The 22136-nt window shown below is 67.6% G+C and carries 25 protein-coding genes; 14 read left to right on the top strand and 11 right to left on the bottom strand.

Annotated elements, in window-relative coordinates; translation table 11 throughout:
* Window positions 1-3: 3 nt before the first annotated feature.
* The 3 genes from ASD37_RS28170 to ASD37_RS28160 all read right to left on the bottom strand — a co-directional run bounded on the left by ASD37_RS28170 (window position 4) and on the right by ASD37_RS28160 (window position 2991).
* Window positions 4-897 carry a carbohydrate ABC transporter permease gene (locus ASD37_RS28170; RefSeq protein ID WP_056559650.1) on the bottom strand — a complete coding sequence of 298 codons (894 nt, stop codon included), beginning with the start codon at window positions 895-897 and terminating at the stop codon, window positions 4-6.
* Window positions 894-2291, bottom strand: a complete 1398-nt coding sequence (locus ASD37_RS28165) for an ABC transporter substrate-binding protein (RefSeq protein ID WP_056560037.1) — start codon at window positions 2289-2291, stop codon at window positions 894-896. The genes ASD37_RS28170 and ASD37_RS28165 overlap by 4 nt, the downstream gene beginning before the upstream one ends.
* A gap of 187 nt (window positions 2292-2478) precedes the next feature.
* The gene (locus ASD37_RS28160) at window positions 2479-2991 is read right to left on the bottom strand and encodes a general stress protein (protein WP_056559647.1); all 513 of its coding nucleotides are present in this window, start codon (window positions 2989-2991) and stop codon (window positions 2479-2481) included.
* A 171-nt stretch (window positions 2992-3162) separates the two neighbouring features.
* Between ASD37_RS28160 and ASD37_RS32455 the strand changes: the two genes are divergently transcribed.
* Both ASD37_RS32455 and ASD37_RS28150 read left to right on the top strand, forming a co-directional pair.
* Window positions 3163-3408 (top strand): DUF4190 domain-containing protein, encoded by a 246-nt coding sequence (locus ASD37_RS32455; protein WP_235568579.1) that lies wholly within the window; start codon window positions 3163-3165, stop codon window positions 3406-3408.
* Window positions 3405-4001: a DUF4190 domain-containing protein gene (locus tag ASD37_RS28150; protein ID WP_156721145.1), complete on the top strand. Its 597-nt coding sequence runs from the start codon at window positions 3405-3407 to the stop codon at window positions 3999-4001. Before ASD37_RS32455 ends, ASD37_RS28150 begins: the two co-directional genes overlap by 4 nt.
* On the opposite strand, the gene ASD37_RS28145 is transcribed toward ASD37_RS28150, so the two are convergent.
* Window positions 3995-4954: a CoA ester lyase gene (locus tag ASD37_RS28145; RefSeq protein ID WP_082570461.1), complete on the bottom strand. Its 960-nt coding sequence runs from the start codon at window positions 4952-4954 to the stop codon at window positions 3995-3997. The two genes, ASD37_RS28150 and ASD37_RS28145, sit on opposite strands and share 7 nt — an antisense overlap.
* Window positions 4955-4979: 25 nt before the next feature.
* Here ASD37_RS28145 and ASD37_RS28140 point away from each other — a divergent pair, with 25 nt between their 5' ends.
* The 4 genes from ASD37_RS28140 (at window position 4980) to ASD37_RS28125 (ending at window position 9392) form a co-directional block, all read left to right on the top strand.
* Window positions 4980-6308, top strand: coding sequence for a magnesium transporter MgtE N-terminal domain-containing protein (locus ASD37_RS28140; RefSeq protein ID WP_056559638.1), 1329 nt, complete (start codon window positions 4980-4982; stop codon window positions 6306-6308).
* Window positions 6305-6844 carry a DUF1003 domain-containing protein gene (locus ASD37_RS28135; protein WP_056559635.1) on the top strand — a complete coding sequence of 180 codons (540 nt, stop codon included), beginning with the start codon at window positions 6305-6307 and terminating at the stop codon, window positions 6842-6844. The genes ASD37_RS28140 and ASD37_RS28135 overlap by 4 nt, the downstream gene beginning before the upstream one ends.
* A gap of 109 nt (window positions 6845-6953) precedes the next feature.
* Window positions 6954-8210, top strand: coding sequence for a lytic transglycosylase domain-containing protein (locus ASD37_RS31885; RefSeq protein WP_056559633.1), 1257 nt, complete (start codon window positions 6954-6956; stop codon window positions 8208-8210).
* A gap of 24 nt (window positions 8211-8234) precedes the next feature.
* Window positions 8235-9392, top strand: coding sequence for an Mrp/NBP35 family ATP-binding protein (locus ASD37_RS28125; protein WP_056559630.1), 1158 nt, complete (start codon window positions 8235-8237; stop codon window positions 9390-9392).
* Here the strand turns inward: ASD37_RS28125 and tatB are convergent.
* The 4 genes from tatB to sigE form a co-directional block, all read right to left on the bottom strand.
* On the bottom strand, window positions 9389-9790 hold the full coding sequence (tatB, locus tag ASD37_RS28120; protein ID WP_056559627.1) for a Sec-independent protein translocase protein TatB: 402 nt from the start codon (window positions 9788-9790) through the stop codon (window positions 9389-9391). The two genes, ASD37_RS28125 and tatB, sit on opposite strands and share 4 nt — an antisense overlap.
* A 2-nt stretch (window positions 9791-9792) precedes the next feature.
* A complete protein-coding gene (locus ASD37_RS28115) occupies window positions 9793-11295 on the bottom strand; it encodes a S1C family serine protease (protein ID WP_056559624.1) in 1503 nt (500 codons plus the stop codon).
* Between the two features lie 69 nt (window positions 11296-11364).
* Window positions 11365-11760, bottom strand: coding sequence for an anti-sigma E factor RseA (rseA, locus tag ASD37_RS28110; RefSeq protein WP_056559622.1), 396 nt, complete (start codon window positions 11758-11760; stop codon window positions 11365-11367).
* Between the two features lie 88 nt (window positions 11761-11848).
* The gene (gene sigE, locus ASD37_RS28105; RefSeq protein ID WP_056559618.1) at window positions 11849-12619 is read right to left on the bottom strand and encodes an RNA polymerase sigma factor SigE; all 771 of its coding nucleotides are present in this window, start codon (window positions 12617-12619) and stop codon (window positions 11849-11851) included.
* A 176-nt stretch (window positions 12620-12795) separates the two neighbouring features.
* On the opposite strand from sigE, the gene ASD37_RS28100 reads away from it, so the two are divergent.
* The 5 genes from ASD37_RS28100 (at window position 12796) to ASD37_RS28080 (ending at window position 17411) form a co-directional block, all read left to right on the top strand.
* On the top strand, window positions 12796-13476 hold the full coding sequence (locus tag ASD37_RS28100; RefSeq protein WP_056559616.1) for an O-methyltransferase: 681 nt from the start codon (window positions 12796-12798) through the stop codon (window positions 13474-13476).
* 73 nt (window positions 13477-13549) lie between these two features.
* Window positions 13550-14176: a TetR/AcrR family transcriptional regulator gene (locus ASD37_RS28095; protein WP_056559613.1), complete on the top strand. Its 627-nt coding sequence runs from the start codon at window positions 13550-13552 to the stop codon at window positions 14174-14176.
* 3 nt (window positions 14177-14179) lie between these two features.
* Complete coding sequence (locus ASD37_RS28090) at window positions 14180-15097, top strand: ABC transporter ATP-binding protein (RefSeq protein WP_056559610.1); 918 nt, start codon at window positions 14180-14182, stop codon at window positions 15095-15097.
* Entirely contained in the window at window positions 15094-16740 is a 1647-nt protein-coding gene (locus ASD37_RS28085) for an ABC transporter permease (RefSeq protein WP_156721144.1), read from the top strand. Before ASD37_RS28090 ends, ASD37_RS28085 begins: the two co-directional genes overlap by 4 nt.
* The gene (locus ASD37_RS28080; protein WP_056559606.1) at window positions 16737-17411 is read left to right on the top strand and encodes an isoprenylcysteine carboxylmethyltransferase family protein; all 675 of its coding nucleotides are present in this window, start codon (window positions 16737-16739) and stop codon (window positions 17409-17411) included. Before ASD37_RS28085 ends, ASD37_RS28080 begins: the two co-directional genes overlap by 4 nt.
* Window positions 17412-17446: 35 nt before the next feature.
* Here ASD37_RS28080 and ASD37_RS32800 read toward each other — a convergent pair whose 3' ends face one another.
* Window positions 17447-17902, bottom strand: coding sequence for a putative immunity protein (locus tag ASD37_RS32800; protein ID WP_370073095.1), 456 nt, complete (start codon window positions 17900-17902; stop codon window positions 17447-17449).
* An 89-nt stretch (window positions 17903-17991) separates the two neighbouring features.
* Between ASD37_RS32800 and ASD37_RS28070 the strand changes: the two genes are divergently transcribed.
* Window positions 17992-19179, top strand: coding sequence for a hypothetical protein (locus ASD37_RS28070; RefSeq protein WP_056559600.1), 1188 nt, complete (start codon window positions 17992-17994; stop codon window positions 19177-19179).
* 20 nt (window positions 19180-19199) lie between these two features.
* On the top strand, window positions 19200-19409 hold the full coding sequence (locus tag ASD37_RS31750; RefSeq protein ID WP_156721143.1) for a hypothetical protein: 210 nt from the start codon (window positions 19200-19202) through the stop codon (window positions 19407-19409).
* Here ASD37_RS31750 and glgC read toward each other — a convergent pair.
* Entirely contained in the window at window positions 19406-20620 is a 1215-nt protein-coding gene (gene glgC, locus ASD37_RS28065; RefSeq protein ID WP_056559597.1) for a glucose-1-phosphate adenylyltransferase, read from the bottom strand. The two genes, ASD37_RS31750 and glgC, sit on opposite strands and share 4 nt — an antisense overlap.
* A gap of 144 nt (window positions 20621-20764) precedes the next feature.
* Between glgC and glgA the strand changes: the two genes are divergently transcribed.
* Window positions 20765-21934 (top strand): glycogen synthase, encoded by a 1170-nt coding sequence (gene glgA / locus ASD37_RS28060; protein ID WP_156721142.1) that lies wholly within the window; start codon window positions 20765-20767, stop codon window positions 21932-21934.
* A gap of 19 nt (window positions 21935-21953) precedes the next feature.
* Here the strand turns inward: glgA and ASD37_RS31240 are convergent, their stop codons facing one another.
* A complete protein-coding gene (locus ASD37_RS31240) occupies window positions 21954-22121 on the bottom strand; it encodes a DUF3117 domain-containing protein (RefSeq protein WP_069392118.1) in 168 nt (55 codons plus the stop codon).
* Window positions 22122-22136 lie beyond the last annotated feature (15 nt).

Below are 22136 nucleotides of genomic sequence, written 5' to 3'. Positions count from 1 at the left end.
CGTTCATCGGGACTCCTGGTCAGCACCGGGGGCCGAGGCGCCGAACAGCTTGATGTAGATGAACGCGATCACCGCGACGGTCAGGAAGATGAGAACGCTGATAGCCGAACCGAGTCCGAGGTTGAACGCCTTGAACAGGTTGTCGTAGCCCAGGATCGACACCGATCCGGTGTCGTTGGCGCCACCGGTCAGCACGTAGATGTTGTCGAAGATGCGGAAGGCGTCCAGGGTGCGGAACAGCAGAGCCACCAGGATCGCCGGTTTGATGAGCGGCAGGATGATCTTCGTCAGCCGCTTCCACGCACCGGCGCCGTCGATTTGGGCGGCGTTGAGCAGGTCCTGGGGCACCAGCGCCAGGCCTGCGAGCAACAGCAGCGCCATGAACGGCGTCGTCTTCCACACCTCGGCAAGCACCACGATCGCCAGCGAGGGGATCTGCTCCGTCAGTGGCGCAACGCCTTCGGGCAACAGGTTGGCGAGATAGCCCGTGCCGGGTGTCCACGCGTAGTACCAGCTGTAGGACGCCGCCACGGTGACGATGCCGTACGGGATCAAGATGGCGGTGCGCACGACGCCCTTGCCGAAGATCGTGCGGTGCATGACCAACGCCAACGCCATGCCGAGCACGAACTCAATGGCCACCGAGACGACGGTGATCGCGAGCGTGACGAAGAAGGCCGTCCACCAATACTGGTCGCCGAGGATGGTGACGTAGTTGTCGAACCAGACGAACGTGGTGTCGTTCGGCGCGGCCAGGTTGTAGCGCTGCAGGCTGAGCCACACGGCGTAGACGATCGGGTACGCCGTCACCGCCAGCATCAGCACCACGGCGGGGCTGATCAACCAGAAGGCGAGGCGGCGTTCGTCCTTGCGGTCGTCGGTGGTGGGTGCGGTCATGGGATCAGACCCTTGCCGTCGACGGCCTTCTGAACCTGTGCGGCGAGCTCGTCGGCGGTGCGCTCGGGGTCGATGTCGGTGATCGGGGCCAGCGTCGCGGAGATCCTCGTCGACACCGACTGGTAGACCGGCGTCGCAGGCCGGACCGCGGCATTGGTGAGCTGCTCGCGGATGATCGCGTACTGCGGGTACTTCTTCTGGAACTCCGGGTCGTCGTAGAGCGACGTGCGGACGGCGGGCAGGCCACCCTCGACGGAGGTGTAGCGCTGGTTCTCGACGCTGCGCAGGCAGCGGATGGCCTCGAACGCTTCGGCCCGATGCCGGGTGTTCTTGCCCACCGCCAGGTTGAGCCCGCCGAGCGTCACCCTCGCCGGCTGGCCGGGCACTACACCCGGGTAGTTCGCGAAGCCGAACACTTCCTTGCTGGCGTCGTATGCCGCGTCGAACTGCTCGTCGCTGGGCTTGAACGTCCCAAGGTCGTCGATGCTGCCCTTGAGGTCGTCGCGCTCGTTGAGCGGCAGGTAAGGCACGCCACCCTTGACGGCGTTCTCCAACATAGACGGAAGGACGAACGGCCAGTTGACCTCCAGCGCAGCGTTGCCCTGTTCGAGCGCCAACCGCGCCGTGGCCTCGTCGGTCTGGGTGACCGACGGATCGGCGCCGGGGGCGGTGGCGACGGCCTTGATGATCTCCAGCGCCTTGACCGTGGCCGCCCGGTGTTCCGGGGTGTCGGTCAGCGTGACGGTCTTGCCGTCGTCGGAGAGCACCTGCCCTCCAGCACTGGTCAGCAGGGTGTTGAACCAGACCACCAGGCCCTCGTACTGCTTGGCCTGCAACGCGATCCAGCTTGGCTTGCCCTCGGCGTGCAAGCGGGTCGCCTCTCTGACCATGTCGTCCCAGGTCTGCGGTGGGCTCTGCATCAAATCGGCCCGGTACCAAAGCAATTGGGTGTTGGTGGTGATCGGCGATGCAAAGAGCCGGTCGTGCCACGTGGCCGTTTCGAGCGGGCCGGGGAGCGTGTTCGCCTTGGCGTCGGCCTCGGCCTGGCCTGCGGGGTCGTCGGACAGCGGCAGCGCCCAACCCGCCTCGGCGAATTCGGCGGTCCACACCACGTCGAGTGCCATCACGTCGAGTGACGTGTCGTTGCCGGTGAGCCGACGCGCCAGTTGCAGGCGTTGATCGTCGGCGCCCTTGGGCAGGCTGATCTGCTTGATCGTGAAGCGACCGCCGAGTTCTTCGTTGCACCGCTTGGCAACCGCGGTGAAGGTGGCCATCTCGTTGGCCGGTGTGTAGTAGTTGACGACGATCCCGTCGTCGTGAACACCGCAGGCCGACGCGAGTGACGCCGTCGTCAGCGCAGCCAACGCCGCAGCGCATAGCCGCCTAACGCGCACCACCGTCTCCCGTCCGCATTCCCGATCTCACCGCCACGGCGGCTTCGGGCGGGAACGTCCCGCGCGCAAACCTAGAGCGAGTTACGCACGATGTGCAACACATCGGCACAGGCGCGTCGAAATCGTGATGCGGCAGCAACCTTCGCGCGTTCCAATCGGTACGCGAGCGTCGAGCGAAAGGCCGGACCTAAATGGTCAAGCGCGCCAACAAGTCCCGGCCCTGCTCGGCGCTCTGCGGATCACACAGCACGTCGTACCGTCCGGCAACCAATTGCATCGTCGAGCTGAAATCTCTTGTCCCCCGCGCCATCGCGTACTGAAGGCCCGAGGTGATCAGGCCGAAGAACACACCCGCGAGCAGCCCGGCGATGAGCGAACTCCACACGTTCGGCCCGAAGAAGCCGAGGACCAGTCCGATGAACAGGCCCAGCCACGCGCCCGTCAGCGCACCTCCTCCGAGCACCTTCGGCCACGTGAGCCTGCCGGTCACCCGCTCGACCTGCATGAGGTCGACGCCGACGATCGTCACCTGTTCAACGGGGAACTCTTGGTCGGACAGGTGGTCGACGGCGCGCTGCGCCTCGGCGTAGGTCGGGTAGGAGGCGATGGGCCAGCCCTTCGGAGGGGTCGGAAGCGAAGCGAATCCCCCACGGCCCTGATTCTGTCCAGCCCGCCCCGGATTGTGAATTGGGTTCGTCATCGTCGGTTTTCCTGTCCTGTCATGTTCAGTCGCGTTCTCGTGGAGCTGCTCCATACATTCTCAACGTTCGAGCTCCGAGATACGTGCCGTCCGGCCGACGAACCCTGGCTAATCCACGGTCCGGTAGGTTCACGTCCCGGCCCGACCCTCGGGAACGCTAGGTTGGAGACCATGACATCGCCCAGTAGGACGGCGAGACGTACGAACCGTACGGCCGTCGTGTCGTTGGTGTCGTCGGTGGTGACGTTGTTCGGGATCGGTTCGATCATCGGCATCGCCCTGGGGGTCTACGCCCTCAACCACATCGCGGTGACCGGTGAGGGCGGTCGCGGCCTGGCGACGGCGGGGATCCTCGTCGGCGCCGTCACCCTGCTGTTGAGCATGACCGCAATCGTGATGGGACTGAGCACGCTATGAGCACTGGATCCGACGAACCGGCCCGCGGCCGGGAATACCCGCCGCTGGAGAACTCGGCCCCTCAGGGCGATCCGTATGCGCCGGTGGACTATCCGACGGACTCCGTCAACCAGCCACCGAACTACGGCCCTCCCAGCGATTTTCAGCAGCCAGACTTCCAGCAGCCCGGCTACCCGCCGCCGCCCGGCTACGCGCAGCCGGATTATCAGCAGCAGGGTTACCAGCAGTCGGGCTATCCGCCGCCCGGAATGCCGCCGCCCGGCTACCCGCCGCAGTATCAAGGCGGATACGGCGGATACGGCGCGCCGTACGACCCCTACGCCCCGGCCCGGCCTGCCGGCACCAACGGTAAGGCCATCGCGGCCCTGGTGACGTCCCTGTCCGGACTCTTCTTCTGCGGGGTGCCGTCGATCGTCGGGGTGATCCTCGGGATCATCGCGATGCGCGAAACCAAGCGCACCGGGCAGGAGGGCCATGGCATGGCCCTGGCTGGCGTCATCGTCGGCGCACTGTCCGTCGTCGGCTGGCTGGTCTACGTCGTCGTCATCTTCGTGGTGATCGCCGCTTCCTCCACCTCGACCTACGGCTACTGAGCAGGCGGTTCGAACGGGGCCGCCGTCCGCGCCATGCCCGCGGCCCGGCCCTTGCCCGCGACGACCAACGCCATCTTGCGGCTCGCCTCGTCGATCATCTCGTCGCCGAGCATGACCGCTCCCCTGGCTCCGCCGACCCGCGACGTGTGCCACTCGTAGGCCTCGAGGATCAGCTCGGCATGGTCGTAGTCGGCCTGGCGGGGGCTGAAGATCTCGTTGCCCGCGTCGATCTGATCCGGGTGCAACACCCATTTGCCGTCGTAGCCGAGTGCCGCTGCCCGGCCCGCCACACGCCGGAACGCCTCGACGTCGCGCACCTTCAGGAACGGACCGTCGATCGCGTTGATCCCCCGCGCGCGAGCCGCGACGAGGATGCGCATGAACACGTGGTGGTACGCGTCGCCGACGTCGTACCCCTCGGGTTGCTCACCGACGACCAGGGTGCGCATGTTGAGGCTCGCCATCATGTCCGCGGGTCCGAGCACCAGGGCCTGTACCCGCGGCCCCGCCGCGATCGCGTCGGCGTTGGTCAGCCCCTCGGCGTTCTCGATCTGCGCCTCGACGCCGATCCGTCCCACCGGCAGCCCGTGGGTGATCTCCAGTTGGGTCAACAACAGATCCAGCGCCTGCACGTGGGAGACGTCGGTCACCTTCGGCAGGATCACCACGTCGAGATCACGGCCCGCCGCCGCGACGACTTCGATGACGTCGGCGTGCGTCCACGGCGTCGTCCAGTCGTTGACGCGCACACCGCGTAGCTGCCCCGCCCAACCGCCCTCGGCCAAGCTGGCGGCAACCTGAGTACGGGCGTGCGCCTTGGCATCTGAGGCCACCGAGTCCTCCAGATCGAGGAACACCTGATCTGCGGGCAGTTGCTTGGCCTTCTGGATCATCTTCGCGCTGCTGCCGGGGACCGAAAGGCACGTTCTGCGGGGGCGATAGAGGTTCTCCACGAGTTCACTCTCTACTCTTTGATCCATGGTGGCGGTGAACAGGGTCTATGCGGCCCGACTTGCGGGGATGCTGGTACTCGGCCCCGACGGTGAGTCGATCGGCCGCGTCCGCGACGTGGTGATCAGCATCGGCATCGGCCGCCAACAACCGCGCGTGCTCGGCCTGGTCGTCGAATTGCTGACGCGCAGAAGAATTTTCGTCGGACTGCTCCGGGTTACCGCGATCGAACCCAATGCGGTCACGCTGACGACCGCCAACGTCTCACTGCGCCGCTTCGCACAGCGGCCCGGCGAGGTCCTGGTCTTCGGTCAGGTGCTCGACACCCGCGTGCGCGTACAGGATCCCGAACTCGAAGAGCTCGCCGGAGTCGACCTCGTCGTCGTCGACCTCGCCATCGAACAGATCCGCACCAGGGACTGGGTGGTGACGCGGGTCGCCGTCCGCAGCCACCGCAGGCTCGGCCGCCGCACCTCCGTGCACATCGTGGACTGGCAGAACGTCACCGGGCTGACGCACTCGGCGATGTCGCTGCCTGGCCAGGGTGTCGCCTATCTGCTGGCGCAGTTCGCCGGGCAGCGGCCCATCGTCGTCGCCGACGCGATCCGCGACCTACCCGCGAAGCGCCGCTACGAAGTGGTCAACGCACTCGACGACGAACGCCTCGCCGACATCCTTCAGGAGCTGCCCGAGAGCGAGCAGGCCGATCTGATGGAGCGCCTCGAGCCCGAACGCGCCGCCGACGTGCTCGAGGCGATGGACCCCGACGACGCTGCCGACCTCCTCGGCGAGTTGGGTGCGTCGGCCGCCGAGGCGCTGCTGGCCAGGATGGATCCCGAGGACTCCGAGTCGGTGCGACGGCTGCTTCAGCACTCCCCCGACACCGCAGGTGGTCTGATGACCTCCGAGCCGGTCGTGCTTGGTCCCGGCACCACGGTGGCCGAGGCGCTGGCCAGGGTGCGCGATCCCGAGCTGACCCCGGCACTGTCGTCGCTGGTCTTCGTCGTGCGTCCCCCGACGTCCACCCCGACCGGCCGTTACCTGGGCTGCGTCCACCTGCAACGGTTGCTTCGGGAACCCCCGGCCTCCCTGGTCAGCGGCATCATGGACTCCGATCTGCCCAGCCTGGACCCCGAGACGACGCTGGCCGCGGTGACGCGCTACTTTGCGGCCTACAACCTGGTCTGCGGGCCCGTGGTCGACGACGAGAAGCACCTCCTCGGTGCCGTCACCGTCGACGACCTCCTCGACCATCTGCTGCCCCACGACTGGCGGGTGCGTCAAGAAGATCCGGAACTGCCCGGCGAGGACGACCTGTCCGAGACCGCCGTCCAGACGTTGGGAGGTCCGTCGTGAGCGACCTGTCGGCACGCCAGCGCCTCGACACCCCGCGTACTCGGCGCCGCCGCTTCACCCCGCGGGTGGACATCGAGGCCGTCGGACGGGTCAGCGAGTCCGTCGCCCGTTTCCTCGGCACCGGCCGCTACCTCGCCATGCAGACGGTGCTGGTGATCGTGTGGATCTCGTTCAACCTGGTGGCGGTGTCGCTCCGGTTCGACCCCTACCCGTTCATCCTGCTGAATCTGGCGTTCTCGACCCAGGCCGCGTACGCCGCACCGCTGATCCTGCTGGCGCAGAACCGTCAGGAAAACCGCGACCGGGTGTCGCTGGAAGAGGACCGGCGTCGCGCCGAACAGACCAAGGCCGACACCGAATACCTGGCCCGTGAGCTCGCGGCGCTCCGCATCGCGGTCGGCGAGGTCGTCACACGCGACTACCTACGTCGCGAACTCGAGGAAGTGCGCGAGCTGCTCGACGAGCTGAAGGCCGCCAAGAAACCGAAGAAGGGTACGCCCGCGAAGAGCGTCCGTGACATTGACGAGTCCGTCTAGTCAATGCCGTAACACGGGCAACACCTGATCGGTATGGTGGCGTCGTTCACAACGTTTGCCGGGCTTTGCCAGGGGCGGCGTTTGGTCACCGGGGATCAAGGACGGTCCAGTGCAGCTTCGAGGCGGGTCCGCGTATGCAGCGGTACGACGCCGTGCGCGCCGAGTCACGGGCAAGCCCGCCTTCGGCGTCGCCGTCATCGCGCCGCTGATCCTGCTGCTGGCCGTCGGCGCTTCGGCGCCGACACCAAGGCATGCCGTCGCCGACGCCGCCATCACCCCCCTCGCGGCGGTGGCCCGCACCGGTGACGACTCAGGTGTCATCCTGGTCACAGCCCCTCGACCACCCACCCCGTTCCGCTTCGCCATGGCGAATCTGTCGGCCCCTCCGCCCCCAATAGTGGTGAAATCACCTGGCAGCCTTGGCATTCCGGCCATCGCGCTGAGCGCCTACCGCAACGCCGAACGCATGATGGCCTCGGCATACCCGGGCTGCGGCGTCAGCTGGAATCTGCTCGCCGGGATCGGGCGCATCGAGTCGGTGCACGCCAACGGTGGCGCCACCGACGCCCAGGGCAACCCCGTCCAGGGCATCTTCGGCCCCTCGCTCGACGGCACGCTCGCTGGCAACGAGGTCATCGTGCAAAACGTCCAGGCCGGCCGGGTGACCTACGCCAGGGCGATGGGTCCCATGCAGTTCCTGCCCGGAACCTGGGCCAGGTACGCGTCCGACGCCAACGGCGACGGCAAGGCCGACATCCAGAACCTCTACGACGCGTCGCTAGGGGCCGCCAGGTACCTCTGCAGCGGCAACCTGAACCTGCGGGATCGCTCGCAGGTACTCTCGGCGATCCTGCGCTACAACAACTCGATGGCCTACGCCCAGAACGTGCTCGGCTGGGCGGCGGCCTATGCGACCGGTGTGATGCCCGTCGACCTGCCGCCCATCGGAGTGGCCCCGCCGATCGGTGACGCCCATCTGGCCACCAGCCCCGAGGGCATCGGCCCGGGAATCGGGCTGCCCGCCAACGATCCACTCGCCACCATCTCCCTCGTCGACGCGGGCGGCCAGAACCAGCTCGGCATCCCGCCCGGTCCCGGCGAGGGCGTTCCCTCGGCGCCCCAACAGAACTGCCAGGTGTTCTGCCTGACACCGCAGGCTCCGGCGGCACCGCCGCAGAACTGTCAGGTCTTCTGCCTGACGCCGCAGGCGCAGCCCGCAGCGGCTCCGCTGCCCGCGGCGCCACCGCCGGCCCCCTTCTTCCCGCCGCCTCCGCCCGCGTTCGTTCCGTTCGGCGGGCCCCCGCCCTTGCCCCCGCCGCCTGCGCCCGCGCCGCCAACCGGGCCGATGCCCGGTCCGGTCAACTGACGGCTGCGCATACACTCGCGGGTGATGTCCCAGCAATCGCCCCATGACTCCGACGCACTGGAATCGGCCGTTCGTTCGGCCCTGTCCAAAGTCGTCGACCCCGAACTCCGCAAGCCGATCACCGAGGTCGGCATGGTCAAGGCCGTCTCGGTCGACGGCGCCGACGCCAGCGTCCACGTCGAGATCTACCTGACCACGTCGGCCTGTCCGAAGAAGACCGAGATCACCGAGCGCGTCAAGCAGGCCGTCGTCGACGTGCCGGGCACCGGCGCGGTCAAGGTGACCCTCGACGTGATGAACGACGAGCAGCGCGCCGAACTGCGCAAGCTGCTGCGGGGCGACTCCCGGGAACCGGTGATCCCCTTCGCCCAGCCCGGCTCGCTGACCCGCGTGTACGCGGTGGCCTCCGGCAAGGGTGGCGTCGGCAAGTCGAGTGTGACGGTGAACCTCGCGGCGGCGCTGGCGGCCCGCGGGCTGTCGGTCGGCGTGCTCGACGCCGACATCTACGGCCATTCGGTGCCGCGCATGATGGGCACCGAAGAGCGGCCCACGCAGGTCGACTCGATGATCCTGCCGCCGATCGCCCACGAGGTGAAGGTCATCTCGATCGCGATGTTCACCCAGGGCAACACGCCCGTGGTGTGGCGCGGACCGATGTTGCACCGCGCCCTCCAGCAGTTCCTGGCCGACGTCTACTGGGGCGATCTCGACGTCCTGCTGCTCGACCTTCCACCAGGCACCGGTGACATCGCCATCTCGGTCGCACAGCTGATTCCCGGCGCGGAGATCCTGGTGGTGACGACGCCTCAGCTGGCGGCCGCCGAAGTCGCCGAGCGGGCCGGCGCCATCGCGCTGCAGACCCGTCAGCGCATCGTCGGCGTGGTCGAAAACATGTCCGGCCTGACGCTGCCCGACGGCACCGTGATGAACCTCTTCGGTGAGGGCGGCGGCCAGAAGGTGGCCGAGAGCCTCACCCGGTCGGTCGGTGCCGACGTGCCGCTCCTGGGTCAGGTGCCCCTCGATCAGGCGTTGATGGAGGCAGGCGACGCGGGGGTGCCCCTGGTGCTCAGCGCGCCGGATTCCGCGGCGGCCAAGGCGTTGCGCTCCATCGCCGACGCACTGACCACACGCAAGCGCAGCCTGGCTGGTGTGTCGCTCGGGTTGAACCCGGTTGGCCGCTAGGTCGCGTCGCTGTCGAACGGCGTGACGCCGGGGGTGCGCGGTTCTGGCGTCGGTGCCGGTGGTTGAGGCTGCGGCTGGTTGTCCGACACCGGCTTGACCGGCTTGTCGAAGTTTCCGGTCAGGAACGAGTCGTCGCCGTCGAGCAGATGCTTGGTCAGCGCCGCGCGCGGCGTCATCCCCCGCAGCTTCTGCAGCTCGCTTAACGGCTGGCGGAGGTCCTCGAACTCGGGCCCCAGGTCCTCCCGCAACTGACTGGTCGCACCGCTGAGGTACTCCCGCGCCTGACGGACGGCGCCGGTGGTCCAGCGGATGGCGCCGGGCAGTCGTTCGGGGCCGAGGATCACCAGCCCGGCCACGACGAGCACCAACATCTCGCCCCAGCCGATGTTCCCGAACACGCTTACGCCGCAGGGTTGTCTGAGCCGGGGGTCACCGTCAACGTGACGGGCCGCCCGTCCCGAAGGACCTCGATGGGCGCGTCCTGACCGATCTTGAGCTGGCGAACGGCGACGACCATCTCGTCGGCGTCGGCGACGGCACGCGTGCCCACCTTGACGACGACGTCGTTCTCCTTGATGCCGGCGCGGTCCGCGGGACCGCCTCCGACGACGTTCTTGACCAGCGCGCCCGATCCGACGTCGTTGCTCACCGACACGGCGTTGAGGCCGAGGGTCGGATGCGACATCTTGCCGTCCTTGATCAGGCCTTCGACGACTTCCTTGACCTCGTTGACGGGGATCGCAAAGCCGAGACCACTCGCGCTGTCCGACAACGACTTTCCGGCCGTGTTGATGCCGATGATTTCGGAGTTCATGTTGATCAGCGGGCCACCGGAGTTGCCGTGGTTGATCGACGCGTCGGTCTGCACACCGTCGATGACGGTGTCGGTGTCGGAACCGTCGCCCGACAGCGGGACCGGGCGGTGCAGTGCGCTGATGATGCCGTGGGTGACGGTGCTCCGCAGTCCCAGCGGGGCGCCGGCGGCAATGACCTCTTCGCCGACCCGCAGCTTCTCGGAGTCACCGAAGCGGGCGACGACGAGGTTGTCGACGTTGTCGACCTTCAGGACGGCGAGGTCGGTCTTCTGGTCGCGGCCGACCAGGTTGGCGGGCACTTCGTGGCCGTCGTTGAACACCACCGAGATCTTGTACTCAGCCGGATTCTTCGCCGCGTCGGAGATGACGTGGTTGTTGGTGACGATGTAACCGCGGCCGTCGACGACGACGCCGGAACCCTGCGATCCCTCGCCCTTGCTGGTGGCCTCGATCGTCACGACCGAATCGGCGACGTTAGACGCGACCTGGGCGAACCTGCTGGTCGGCTCCTGCTCGTCGGTCGCGCCGGTCTGCAGCGTCACCTTCGACGTGGTGAAGGCGGGGACGATTTCGGCGGTCTTGTTGCCGATCACCCCGCCGATGCCTCCGATGACGAGGGCGACGATCACGATGGCACCCAGCGCCACCCATGACACGCGTCCGCCGAAGAAGACGTCACGGACGCCGAGCTTGCCCATCGGCACCGCGTCGACCGCGGCCGGCGCGGGGGCCGGTTGCGCGGGAACGCCGAGGGACGGGGCGGCCGACGGGTCACGCCACGGGTCTGGCGGCACGTCGGGGGCGTCGCGGTCATGCTCGGCCTGAAGCGCACCCGCATCCGCGGGGTGGCGCTGAAGGGGGTCCGTCACACCGTCGGGACGGCCGAACGCGTCGGCGAGGACGGGGTCGGGCGCCTGGTCCCGCGGCGTGTAGTCACCCTGGTCGCGGTGCTTGTCCGCCGCAAGGAACGAACCGTTGAAGCCGTCGGGTCGGCCGAATGCGCGGCTTTGCGCCGGGTCGACCGGCGGTCGCGACACCGGTTTCGGTTCCATACGGGGACGATTTCCAAACTGGTCCTGGTTGGTCACCCGTGTTCACTCTCCGTTGGAGCGTCCGCCTTCAACTGCGCACGCCTCTACCCTTGGCCAACATTTACCCTACCGGCGCTTGCGGCGGGACCGCGTCTCGCCAGCGGCGAACTGGGCCGCGACGTCGTCGACCGGCGGCTGCAGCGGCGCATGGCGGGGAATCTCCGACAATGCCCCGAGCAACGACGACGGAATCCTGATCGGGCAGGAGTCGCGCAGCGCCGTCCGGGCCTGGCCCTGAGCGTCGACTTCGGCCGAGCACTGCGGGCACATCGACATGTGGTGCGCCGCCCGGAGGTGGGCACTCATCCGCAGCTCACCGTCGACGAACGCGGCGATGGCCTCGGTCGAAAGGTGCTCGGTGGAGCCAAATCTCCTGGGCCCTACGGGCTGATCACTCTGCGAGGCAAATTGAGTGGGCAGCCACGAAAATGCACGACGGAACACGTGTCCCGGGTCCACCATGACTGCTCCTCTCTGAACCACGTCAACCCAACACAATCGAATGTAGCGCGGTGCGGCGGATTGATCACGCACGAGACGACACCGACGCTCAAGCGAAACGCGCGGAACCCTCTGCGTAGGCGTCGGGGTGGCTCGCCAGGTAGTCGCGTAGCGCCTGCCTGCCTCGGTGAATGCGGCTTCGCACGGTGCCGAGCTTCACGCCGAGGGTGGCGCCGATCTCCTCGTAGGACAGACCTTCGATGTCGCACAGGACGACCGCGGCACGGAATTCCGGCGCGAGTGAATCAAGCGCGGCCTGCAGGTCCGGGCCCAGCCGGGAGTCGTGGTAGATCTCCTCGGGATTCGGCTCGTCGGCGGGGACTCGGTCGTAGTCCTCGGGCAGCGCCTCCATGCGGATGCGGCTGCGGCGGCGGACCATGTCGAGGAACAGGTTCGTGGTGATGCGGTGCAACCAACCCTCGAACGTCCCCGGCTGGTAGTTCTGCACCGAGCGGAAGACGCGGATGAACGTCTCCTGGGTGAGATCCTCGGCGTCGTGCTGACTGCCGGACAACCGGTATGCCAGGCGGTACACCCGGTCGGCGTGCTGCCGGACCAGTTCGTCCCACGACGGCATCGTCGTCTTGTCGCCGGTGGCGTCGAACACCGCGGTGCCCGACATCTCCTCGGCGGGCTGAACCCAGTCGCCGTTGCCGGCCTGCTCGAAGTGGGCCATGAATACGGGGGACGTGCTCGTGGTGGTCGTCGGATCCTCCAGATCATTGGTGCGGATGCCGGATGTGTTTCCCGACTCTGCACCCGCGGAAACTGCCTTGCGGCCGTCGATATTCCCGGGGCCCCAGCTTCCGCGGTGTTCCATGCGCTTACCGTCCCCGACCCCGTTGAGCTCCGCATATGAGCAAACTGAGCTTTCCCTGAGAAAGTCGATCATCCACCACCCGAACAGCGGAAACAACGGATTTCTCGGGCAATTCCACATTGGCGCGCGGGCGTGTCGGGGTGCAGCCCACTCCGCCTTCGCTCTACGCTGCGGGCATGACCAGCAGCGACGGTTCGACGGGTCAGCCCGACGGCGGCGAACAGCGGCCGAGCCGGGCCGACGCGATCGTCGCCCATGCCGAGAACTCCATCTCCGAGGACTCGTTGACGGCTGCGGCCAGGGAACGCGCGGACGACAGTGGGGCGGGCGCCGTGACACCCGCCGTCGGTGCGTTGCTGAGCGTGTTGGCCAAGGTCGCCAAGGCCAAGGCCGTCGTCGAGGTTGGGACCGGCGTCGGCGTCAGCGGGCTTTGGTTGCTGTCCGGGATGCGGGACGACGGCGTGCTGACCACGATCGACGTCGAACCGGAACACCAACGGCTCGCCAAGCAGGCGTTCGTCGAGGCCGGCATCGGCCCGTCGCGGACCCGGCTGATCAGCGGCCGCGCGCAAGAGGTGCTGACCAAGCTTGCCGACGAGTCCTACGACCTGGTGTTCATCGACGCGGATCCCGCCGACCAGCCTCAGTTCGTGGTCGAAGGGGTGCGACTGCTGCGTTCCGGCGGTGTGATCGTCATCCACCGCGCCGCCCTCGGTGGCCGAGCCGGCGATGCCAGTGCCAGTGACCGGGACGTCACCGCGGTTCGCGAGGCGGCCCGGCTGATCGCCGAGGACGAGCGGCTGACGCCCGTCCTGGTGCCGCTCGGTGACGGCCTGCTGGCCGCCGCGCGCGACTAGTCCCTTTCCTTTCGTAGCCCCCTCTGCGTCAACCCCTTGACACCCGACTGAACGCGCGTTTAGCCTACTAAACATGCGTTCAGTCGACGATCTGACGGCCACCGCCCGCATCCGCGATGCGGCGATCGAACAGTTCGGCGAGCACGGCTTCGACGTCGGCCTACGGGTCATCGCCAAGGCCGCCGGGGTCAGCGCGGCCCTGGTGATTCACCACTTCGGTTCCAAGGACGGCCTGCGCAAGGCGTGCGACGACTTCGTCGCCGAGTCGGTACGCGCCGCCAAGAGCGAGACCATCCAGTCGACGGACCCCGCGTCGTGGCTGTCCCAGTTGGCGGACATCGAATCCTTCGCCCCCCTGATGGCCTACCTGGTCCGCAGCATGCAGTCCGGCGGCGAACTGGCGAAGATGCTCTGGCGCAACATGATCGACAACGTCGAGCAGTACATGGACGAGGGCGTGCGCGCGGGCACCGTCAAGGCGAGTCGTGACCCCAAGGCGCGGGCCAAGTTCCTCGCCATGGCCGGCGGCGGCAGCTTCCTCCTCTACCTGCAGATGCACGACAACCCAAGCGACATGCGCGGCGTGCTGCACGACTACGCCCAGGACATGGTGCTGCCCGCCCTCGAGGTCTACACCCACGGCCTGATGACCGATTCCACGATGTACGACGCCTTCGTCGCGTCGACGGAGAAGGAGTAAACGATGACAACAGGAAACGACATCGCCATCGAGGTCCGCGGTCTGACCAAGAACTTCGGCGCGGTCCGCGCACTCGACGGTCTCGACCTCGAGGTAACCGAAGGCGAGGTGCACGGGTTCCTCGGCCCCAACGGTGCAGGCAAGTCGACCACCATTCGGGTCCTGCTCGGGCTGGCGCGGGCCGACTCCGGCACCGCGCGTCTGCTTGGCGGTGACCCGTGGACCGACGCGGTCGCGCTCCATCGCCACATCGCCTACGTGCCAGGCGACGTCACCCTGTGGCCCTCGCTGACCGGCGGCGAGACGATCGATCTGCTGGCCCGAATGCGCGGCGGCATCGACGAGCGCAGGCGAACCGAGTTGGTCGAACGCTTCGGCCTCGACCCGTCGAAGAAGGCCCGCACGTACTCGAAGGGCAACCGGCAGAAGGTGTCACTCGTCTCCGCGTTCGCGTCGAACGCAAGACTGCTCCTGCTCGACGAGCCGAGCAGTGGCCTGGACCCGTTGATGGAGAACGTCTTTCAACAATGTGTTGCCGAGGCCCGCGAGCGCGGCGCCACCGTGCTGCTGTCCAGTCACATCCTGGCCGAGACCGAAGCACTGTGCCAACGGGTCACCATCATTCGTGCCGGCCGGACCGTAGAGAGCGGCACGCTGGAATCGATGCGACACCTGTCCAGGACGTCGATCAAGGCCGAGATGATCGGCGACCCAGGCGACATCGGCCGCATCCCCGGCGTCGAGGACGTCACTCTCGACGGCCACACCCTCAGCGCACAGGTGGACGGCGCCAGCCTCGGCGACGTCATCAAGATGCTCGGCAACGCCGGAGTGCGCAGCCTGGTCAGCCAGCCACCGACACTGGAAGACCTGTTCCTGCGCCACTACGACGTCGGCGAACCCGAGCGGGTGACGGCATGACGGTCCTCGAGCGCCCCCGCCATCCCGCCCATCAGGCGCCGTCTCGCGGCTCCAACTTCTCGGGAACCTTTGGGCTGCTTCGCCTCTACCTTCGACTCGACCGCATCGCCCTGCCCGCGTGGGTGCTGCTGCTGTCGATTCCGCTCGGCACGGTGTACGTCGGCGGCGTCGAGGCCGTCTACCCGACGGCGGCAGATCGTGCGTCACTGGCCGCATCCATCATGGCCAGCCCGGCTCAGCGCGCACTGTACGGAAACGTCTACGGCGACAGCCTTGGCGCCACCGGCATCTGGAAGGCCGGCATGTTCCACGTCCTGATCGCCGTGGCGGTGATCCTGACCGTCGTCCGGCACACCCGCGCCGAGGAGGAGTCCGGCCGAACCGAACTCGTCGACTCGACGGCCGTCGGACGCTACGCAAGCCTGACCTCCGCGCTCCTGGTGGCTGGAGGCGGCTCGATCGTCACCGGGATCATCGGCATCGCCGGCCTCCTCCCGATGAACGTGCCCGCAGCGGGCTCGGTGGCCTTCGGCCTGGCGCTCGCGGCGACGGGTCTGGTGTTCACCGCGGTGGCAGCCGTTACGGCCCAGCTGTCCCCAAGTGCACGGTTCGCCCGGGGTGCGGCCTTCGGCGTTCTGGCGACGGCGTTCACCCTGCGGGCCGTCGGCGACGCGGGGTCGCGCGCCGAATTCCTCTCGTGGCTATCACCTTTGGGATGGTCACTGCAGGTGCGCCCGTACGCAGGCGACAGGGTGTGGATACTGCCTCTTCATGTCGCCGTGGCCGCCGTCCTGATCGTCGTCGCCTATCGACTGCTGGCCAGCCGCGACGTCGGCGCGGGCCTGATCGCCGAGCGTCCTGGCGCGCCCCGGGCAGGATGGGACCTGCGCGGGGTCACGTCGCTGGGGTGGCGGCTCAACCGGGCGTCGACGACGTTGTGGACCGTCGGACTGTGTCTCTACGGACTGCTGATCGGCAGCGTGGTCGACGGCGTCGGGGACGAGATCGGCGGCAGCCAGTCGGCTCGCGACGTCGTGGCCCGTCTCGGCGGCACCGATCAGATCGAGCAGGCCTTCGTCGCCGTCGGATTCGGGATGCTCGGCATGGTCACGTCGGCGTTCGCGATCTCGCTGACGTTGCGGTTGCATCAAGAGGAGTCCAGCCAGCGCGCCGAGACTCTGCTGGCGGGATCCGTGAGTCGAACTCGTTGGCTGGCAAGCCATCTGGTGTTCGCGATCGCGGGAACCGGGATGGCGATGATGCTCGCCGCACTGGTGGCGGGGCTGACCTACGGAGCGTCCGCAGGCGACGTGGCCGGCAAGCTTCCGACCGTTCTCGGTACCGCGGCCGTACAGCTGCCCGCAGTCTGGCTCCTGGTGGCGATCACGGTCGTCTTGTTCGGCCTGCTCCCCCGGTTCGCCCCGGCGGCCTGGGGAGTCTTGACCGCGTTCATTGCGGTGTATCTGATTGGCTCGCTGTCGAATTCACCGCAGTGGTTGCTCGACATCGAACCGTTCGCCCACGTCCCGCAGGTCGGAACGGGCACCTTCAGCGCGACACCGCTGTGGTGGCTCTTGGGCGTCGACGCCGCCTTGATCGCCTTGGGGGCCGTCGCCTTTCGCAGCAGAGACCTAACGGCATGAAGACCGTCTCGCAGTTCGTCGCGATGTTCGCGCTCAGCGCGGCATTCTTCGGCCTTGCCCTGTTCTTGCCTGCGGGGACGCTGCACTACCGGCAGGCCTGGGTGTACCTCGCGGTGTTCGTCGCGACCACGCTGCTGCCGAGCCTCTACCTCGCGGTGAAGCATCCGGCCGCGCTGCAACGGCGAATGAAGGGCGGCCCCACCGCCGAAACCCGTCCAATCCAACGCGTGGTCATGGTCGCCACCATCGCCGCGGTGGTGGTGCAGTTGATCGTCAGCGCGCTGGATCATCGCTTCGGCTGGTCGTCGGTGCCGCCGATCGTGGCGCTACTCGGCGTGGTTCTCGTCGGCGTCGGCCTGCTCGTCGCCCAGTTCGTGGTCATCCAGAACGGCTATGCCGCGGCCACCATCACCGTCGAGGCCGACCAGCCACTGGTCTCGACGGGCCTCTACGGGCTGGTGCGTCACCCGATGTACTTCGGCGCACTCGTCATGATGGTCGGCACTCCGCTGGCGCTGGATTCATATTGGGGCCTCGCGCTGCTGACCCCGGCGTTCTTCGTGCTGGGCGTCAGGATCGTCGACGAGGAAAAGATGTTGACCGAGGAACTGGTCGGATATGGGGATTACGCCAAGCAGGTGCGCTTCCGACTGGTGCCCGGTTTGTGGTGACGCCGCTTGTCGTACTAAGCGGAGTCAAGTGGCGCCTATAGTCCGCTGGGGAAGCCAAACGGCCGAAGTGTCGGCTCGAGGATCTCCCACTGCCAGAGACGCTCGGCATTCCGGGTCGGTTCGCCCGAGCCTTTGAGCCCGGCTGCTTTCGCCGCGTATATCGCAGAGTGAGCTGAGTGGTCCGACATGTGCGCGACAGCCGCAGCTTGGCCAGCCGCACGGGCAGCGGCGACGGCCGCCGTCGCACCGGCCTGGGCAGCGTCGCGCGCGGCAGCATGGGCCGCGAAGGCGGCGGTACGACACGCAGTCATCGAGAGGTCGCCCCGCACCCATGCACGCAACGATTCGATCGCAGTGCGCGGTCGGTTGTCGCCGGGGCGACACTCTTCGAAGATCGGCAACGTCCGCTCGGCACACGCGGCAGCCCAGCGCGCGAGTGCCTGGTGAGTGGCTGAATTAGGTCTCGGCCCTGCCTTCGGGCGTTTGGTCACCGCGCCATGCTGCCACGAACTCGACTCACTTCAGACGGGCGGCAACCGGGCCCCGACTCTTGTCGGTGGGGCGGCGTATCATCGAACACATGTTCGACGCGATGGATGAGGCGGGGCTGATCGACCGCATCGCCGTGCTCGAACGCGCCAAATCCACCGCAGCCGCCGAACAAGCCGTCCTGACCGCCCACCTCGACACCACCCGCCGGGCCAGGGAAGCCGCCGCCGGCATACCCACCGCCAAGAGAGGCAAGGGATTGGGCAGTGAGATCGCCCTGGCCCGGCGTGACTCCCCCAACCGCGGCGGCCGGCACCTCGGGTTCGCCCGCGCCCTGGTCAACGACATGCCCCACACCCTGGCCGCCCTGAAGGCTGGGCTGCTGTCGGAGTGGCGGGCCACCCTGATCGTGCGCGAATCGGCCTGCCTGGACCTGGCCGACCGCCGACTGTTGGACGCCCGGATGTGCGCCGATCAGAACAGCTTGGAAGGCAAGGGCGACAAACGCATCGAGGCCGACGCCAAGGCCATCGCCTACGAACTCGACCCCCACGCCGTCGTCGACCGCGCCGCCCGCGCCGAAACCGATCGTGTCTACGCCGCCCTGCGACGAGAAGCCGACACCTGCGGCGACGGCCGCCCCCGCAACCACGTCATGGCCGACACCCTCGTCGAACGCATCACCGGCCGACCCGCCGACATCCCAGTCCCCATCGCCGTGGACCTGGTCATCACCGACGACACCCTGCTCGGCGGCGACCAGGCCGCGGCCCGAGTGCCCGGCTACGGACCCATCCCCGCCGCGGTCGCCCGCCGGTTGGTCAACCGCGCCGCAACCGACGCCCGGTCACAGGCCACCCTGCGGCGGCTGTACCGCCACCCCGACTCCGGTGCCCTCATCGCGATGGAATCCCGCGCCCGGGCCTTCCCCAAAGGTCTGACCCGCTTCATCACCGTCCGCGACGACACCTGCCGCACCCCGTACTGCGACGCCCCCATCCGACACACCGACCACGCCGTCGACCACGCCACCGGCGGACCCACCACCGCGGTCAACGGGCGGGGCACCTGCGCCGGGTGCAACTACGACAAACAGGCGCCGGGCTGGAAGGTGAGCAACCACCGCGACCGCGACGGCACCCACACCTGCGAGATCGTCACCCCCACCGGCGCCCGCCACCACTCCACCGCACCACCGCTACCCGGGCGGCCCGGCCATCGTCGCAGCATCGTCGAAGTCGCCTTCGCCGACGAACTCGCCTGGCACAACGCCGCCTGAGGACGCCTCATACTGATCGGGTGAAGGACAAGGATTCGGCCGGACGCGGGACAGGCCCAGGCGACAAGACGTGCATGGGCAGCGGCAAGCAGTGGACGGTCGACATCGCGGGCAAGCCGATCTGCCCCCGCTGCCGTCGGGCGCTGTCGACCGTCGCCGGCAAGGGCAGAACGGTCACCAACACCCCGAAGGTGCCCCGGCACGAACGACCGGGACGCCGCCAGCTCTAAATCCAGATGCCCTTGCCGACGGCCACGACGCCACCGGCACTGATCGCGAACCGTTCGCGGTCGCGCTCCAGATCCACACCGACGTGCTCACCGGGTCCGACGACGACGTTCTTGTCGAGGATCGCGTGGCGCACCACTGCACCCCGTCCGATGCGCACACCGGGCATGATCACGCTGCCCTCCACGATGGCGCCGTCGTTGATCACCACGTTCGACGACAACACCGAATTGCGCACCGAGGCAGCCGAGACGATGCTGCCCGCCCCGACGACCGACTCCTGCGCCGAGCCACCGTTGACGAACTTGGCCGGTGCCAGGTTCTCCGGTTCGCCGCGGATCGGCCACCGCCGGTTGTACAGGTTGAAGATCGGGTGGACCGACACCAAGTCCATGTGGGCGTCATAGAAGGCATCCAGCGTCCCGACGTCACGCCAGTAGCCGTGATCGCGCTCCGTCGACCCGGGCACTTCGTTGTCGTTGAAGTCGTAGACGGCGGCCTGGCTGTCGCGGACCAGACGCGGAATGATGTCGCCACCCATGTCGTGGTCCGAGTCGTCGTCGTCGGCGTCCGCGCGGATGGCATCGACGAGCACCTTCGTGGTGAAGATGTAGTTGCCCATCGAGGCGTACGTCATCTCGGGATCATCGGGGGTTCCCGGCGGATCGGCAGGCTTCTCCACGAACGCGCGAATGAGCCCGGACTCGTCCGAGTCGATGCAACCGAACGCCGTCGCCTCCGCACGCGGCACCCGAATACCCGCGACCGTCGCGCCAGCTCCACTCTCGATGTGGAACTGCAACATCTGCTCGGGATCCATCCGATAGATGTGATCGGCACCGAACACGACGACGTAATCGGGGTCCTCGTCGTAGATCAGGTTGAGCGACTGCAGGATCGCGTCGCCGGAACCCGTGTACCACCGCGGGCCGAGACGCTGCTGCGCCGGGACGGGAGTGATGTACTCACCGGCAAGCCCCGATAACCGCCAGTTCTGCGAAATGTGACGGTCCAGCGAATGCGACTTGTATTGCGTCAGAACGCAGATCTTCAAGTAGCGAGCATTCACGAGATTCGACAGGACGAAGTCGATGAGCCGATAGGCGCCGCCGAAGGGAACCGCGGGCTTGGCCCGATCCGCGGTCAGCGGGTATAGCCGCTTGCCTTCGCCGCCTGCCAAGACGATACCCAAAACGGTTGGCAGTTCCCTCATGCGTCAAACCTATCGGCCCTTAGGGGTCGCGGCTAGCCATTCACGCTATTCGGACACGATTGGCCAAATCGTGTCGGATTGTCAGTCAAGACAATTGGGTCCGACTCGCGCACTGCGCCGCGGCGGTGAACTACCGTCGTGCACATGCGAGTGGCGATGATGACACGGGAGTACCCACCGGAGGTCTACGGCGGCGCGGGAGTTCACGTCACCGAACTGGTTGCCCAACTCAAGAAGATGTGCGACGTGGACGTGCACTGCATGGGCGCACCGAGACCAGGTGAGCCGGACGTCTACGTGGCGTCGGCGGACCCAGCCCTCGGCGGTGCGAATGCCGCGCTGACGACGCTGTCTGCCGACCTGGTGATGGTCAACGCCGCGGCCGGCGCGACCGTCGCGCATTCGCACACGTGGTACGCAGGGCTCGCCGGCCATCTGGCGGCGATGCTCTACGGCATCCCCCACGTCCTGACGGCGCACTCCCTGGAGCCGATGCGGCCCTGGAAGGCAGAACAACTCGGCGGCGGCTACCGGGTGTCGTCATGGGTGGAGCGCACGGCGGTCGAGGCGGCCGACGCGGTCATCGCGGTCAGCGCGGGCATGCGCGAGGACGTGCTGGCCACCTACCCGGCATTGGACCCCAACCGTGTTCACGTCGTGCGCAACGGCATCGACACCGAGAAGTGGTACCCCGACACCGACGCAGCGACGGGAACGCTCGCCCGGATCGGCGTCGACCCGACGCGGCCCATCGTGGCGTTCGTCGGTCGCATCACGCGGCAGAAGGGCGTTGCCCACCTGGTCGCCGCCGCACACGGTTTCGCGCCCGAGGTTCAACTGGTGTTGTGTGCTGGTGCGCCGGACACCCCCGAGATCGCCGCGGAGGTGGGCGGCGCGGTGGAGACCCTGGCCGCCTCACGCGACGGAGTCTTCTGGGTGCAAGAAATGCTGCCAACCGACCAGATCCGCGAAATATTGTCCGCGGCAACGGTCTTCGTCTGCCCGTCGGTCTACGAGCCACTTGGCATCGTCAACCTGGAGGCGATGGCGTGTTCGACGGCGGTCGTCGCCTCCGACGTCGGAGGCATTCCCGAGGTCGTCGTCGAGGGTGAGACGGGTCTGTTGGTGCACTACGACCCCGCCGACGCCGAGGGCTTCGAGGCCCGACTCGCCGACGCCGTCAACGCGTTGGTCTCAGACCCCGACCGGGCGGCCGAGTACGGCCGCACCGGCCGTCAGAGGTGCATCGACGAGTTCTCGTGGGAGCGCATCGCCGAGCAGACCCTCGAGATCTACCGGATGGTGTCCAGCTAGCCGAACACCGATGCGGCAGCTACGCGGTGACGTTCTTCAGTTCGTCGCCGAGTGCTGCTGCTTCATCCGGAGTCAATTCGACGACGAGACGTCCACCACCCTCCAGTGGTACTCGCATCACGATGCCCCGCCCCTCCTTGGTTGCTTCCAGAGGACCGTCGCCGGTCCGGGGCTTCATCGCCGCCATCGAGTGCTCCCTTCC

This window comes from Mycobacterium sp. Root135 (genome assembly GCF_001426545.1).
In the GTDB taxonomy this organism is placed as follows: Bacteria; Actinomycetota; Actinomycetes; order Mycobacteriales; family Mycobacteriaceae; genus Mycobacterium.
This window is presented reverse-complemented; position numbering and strand designations above follow the sequence as displayed.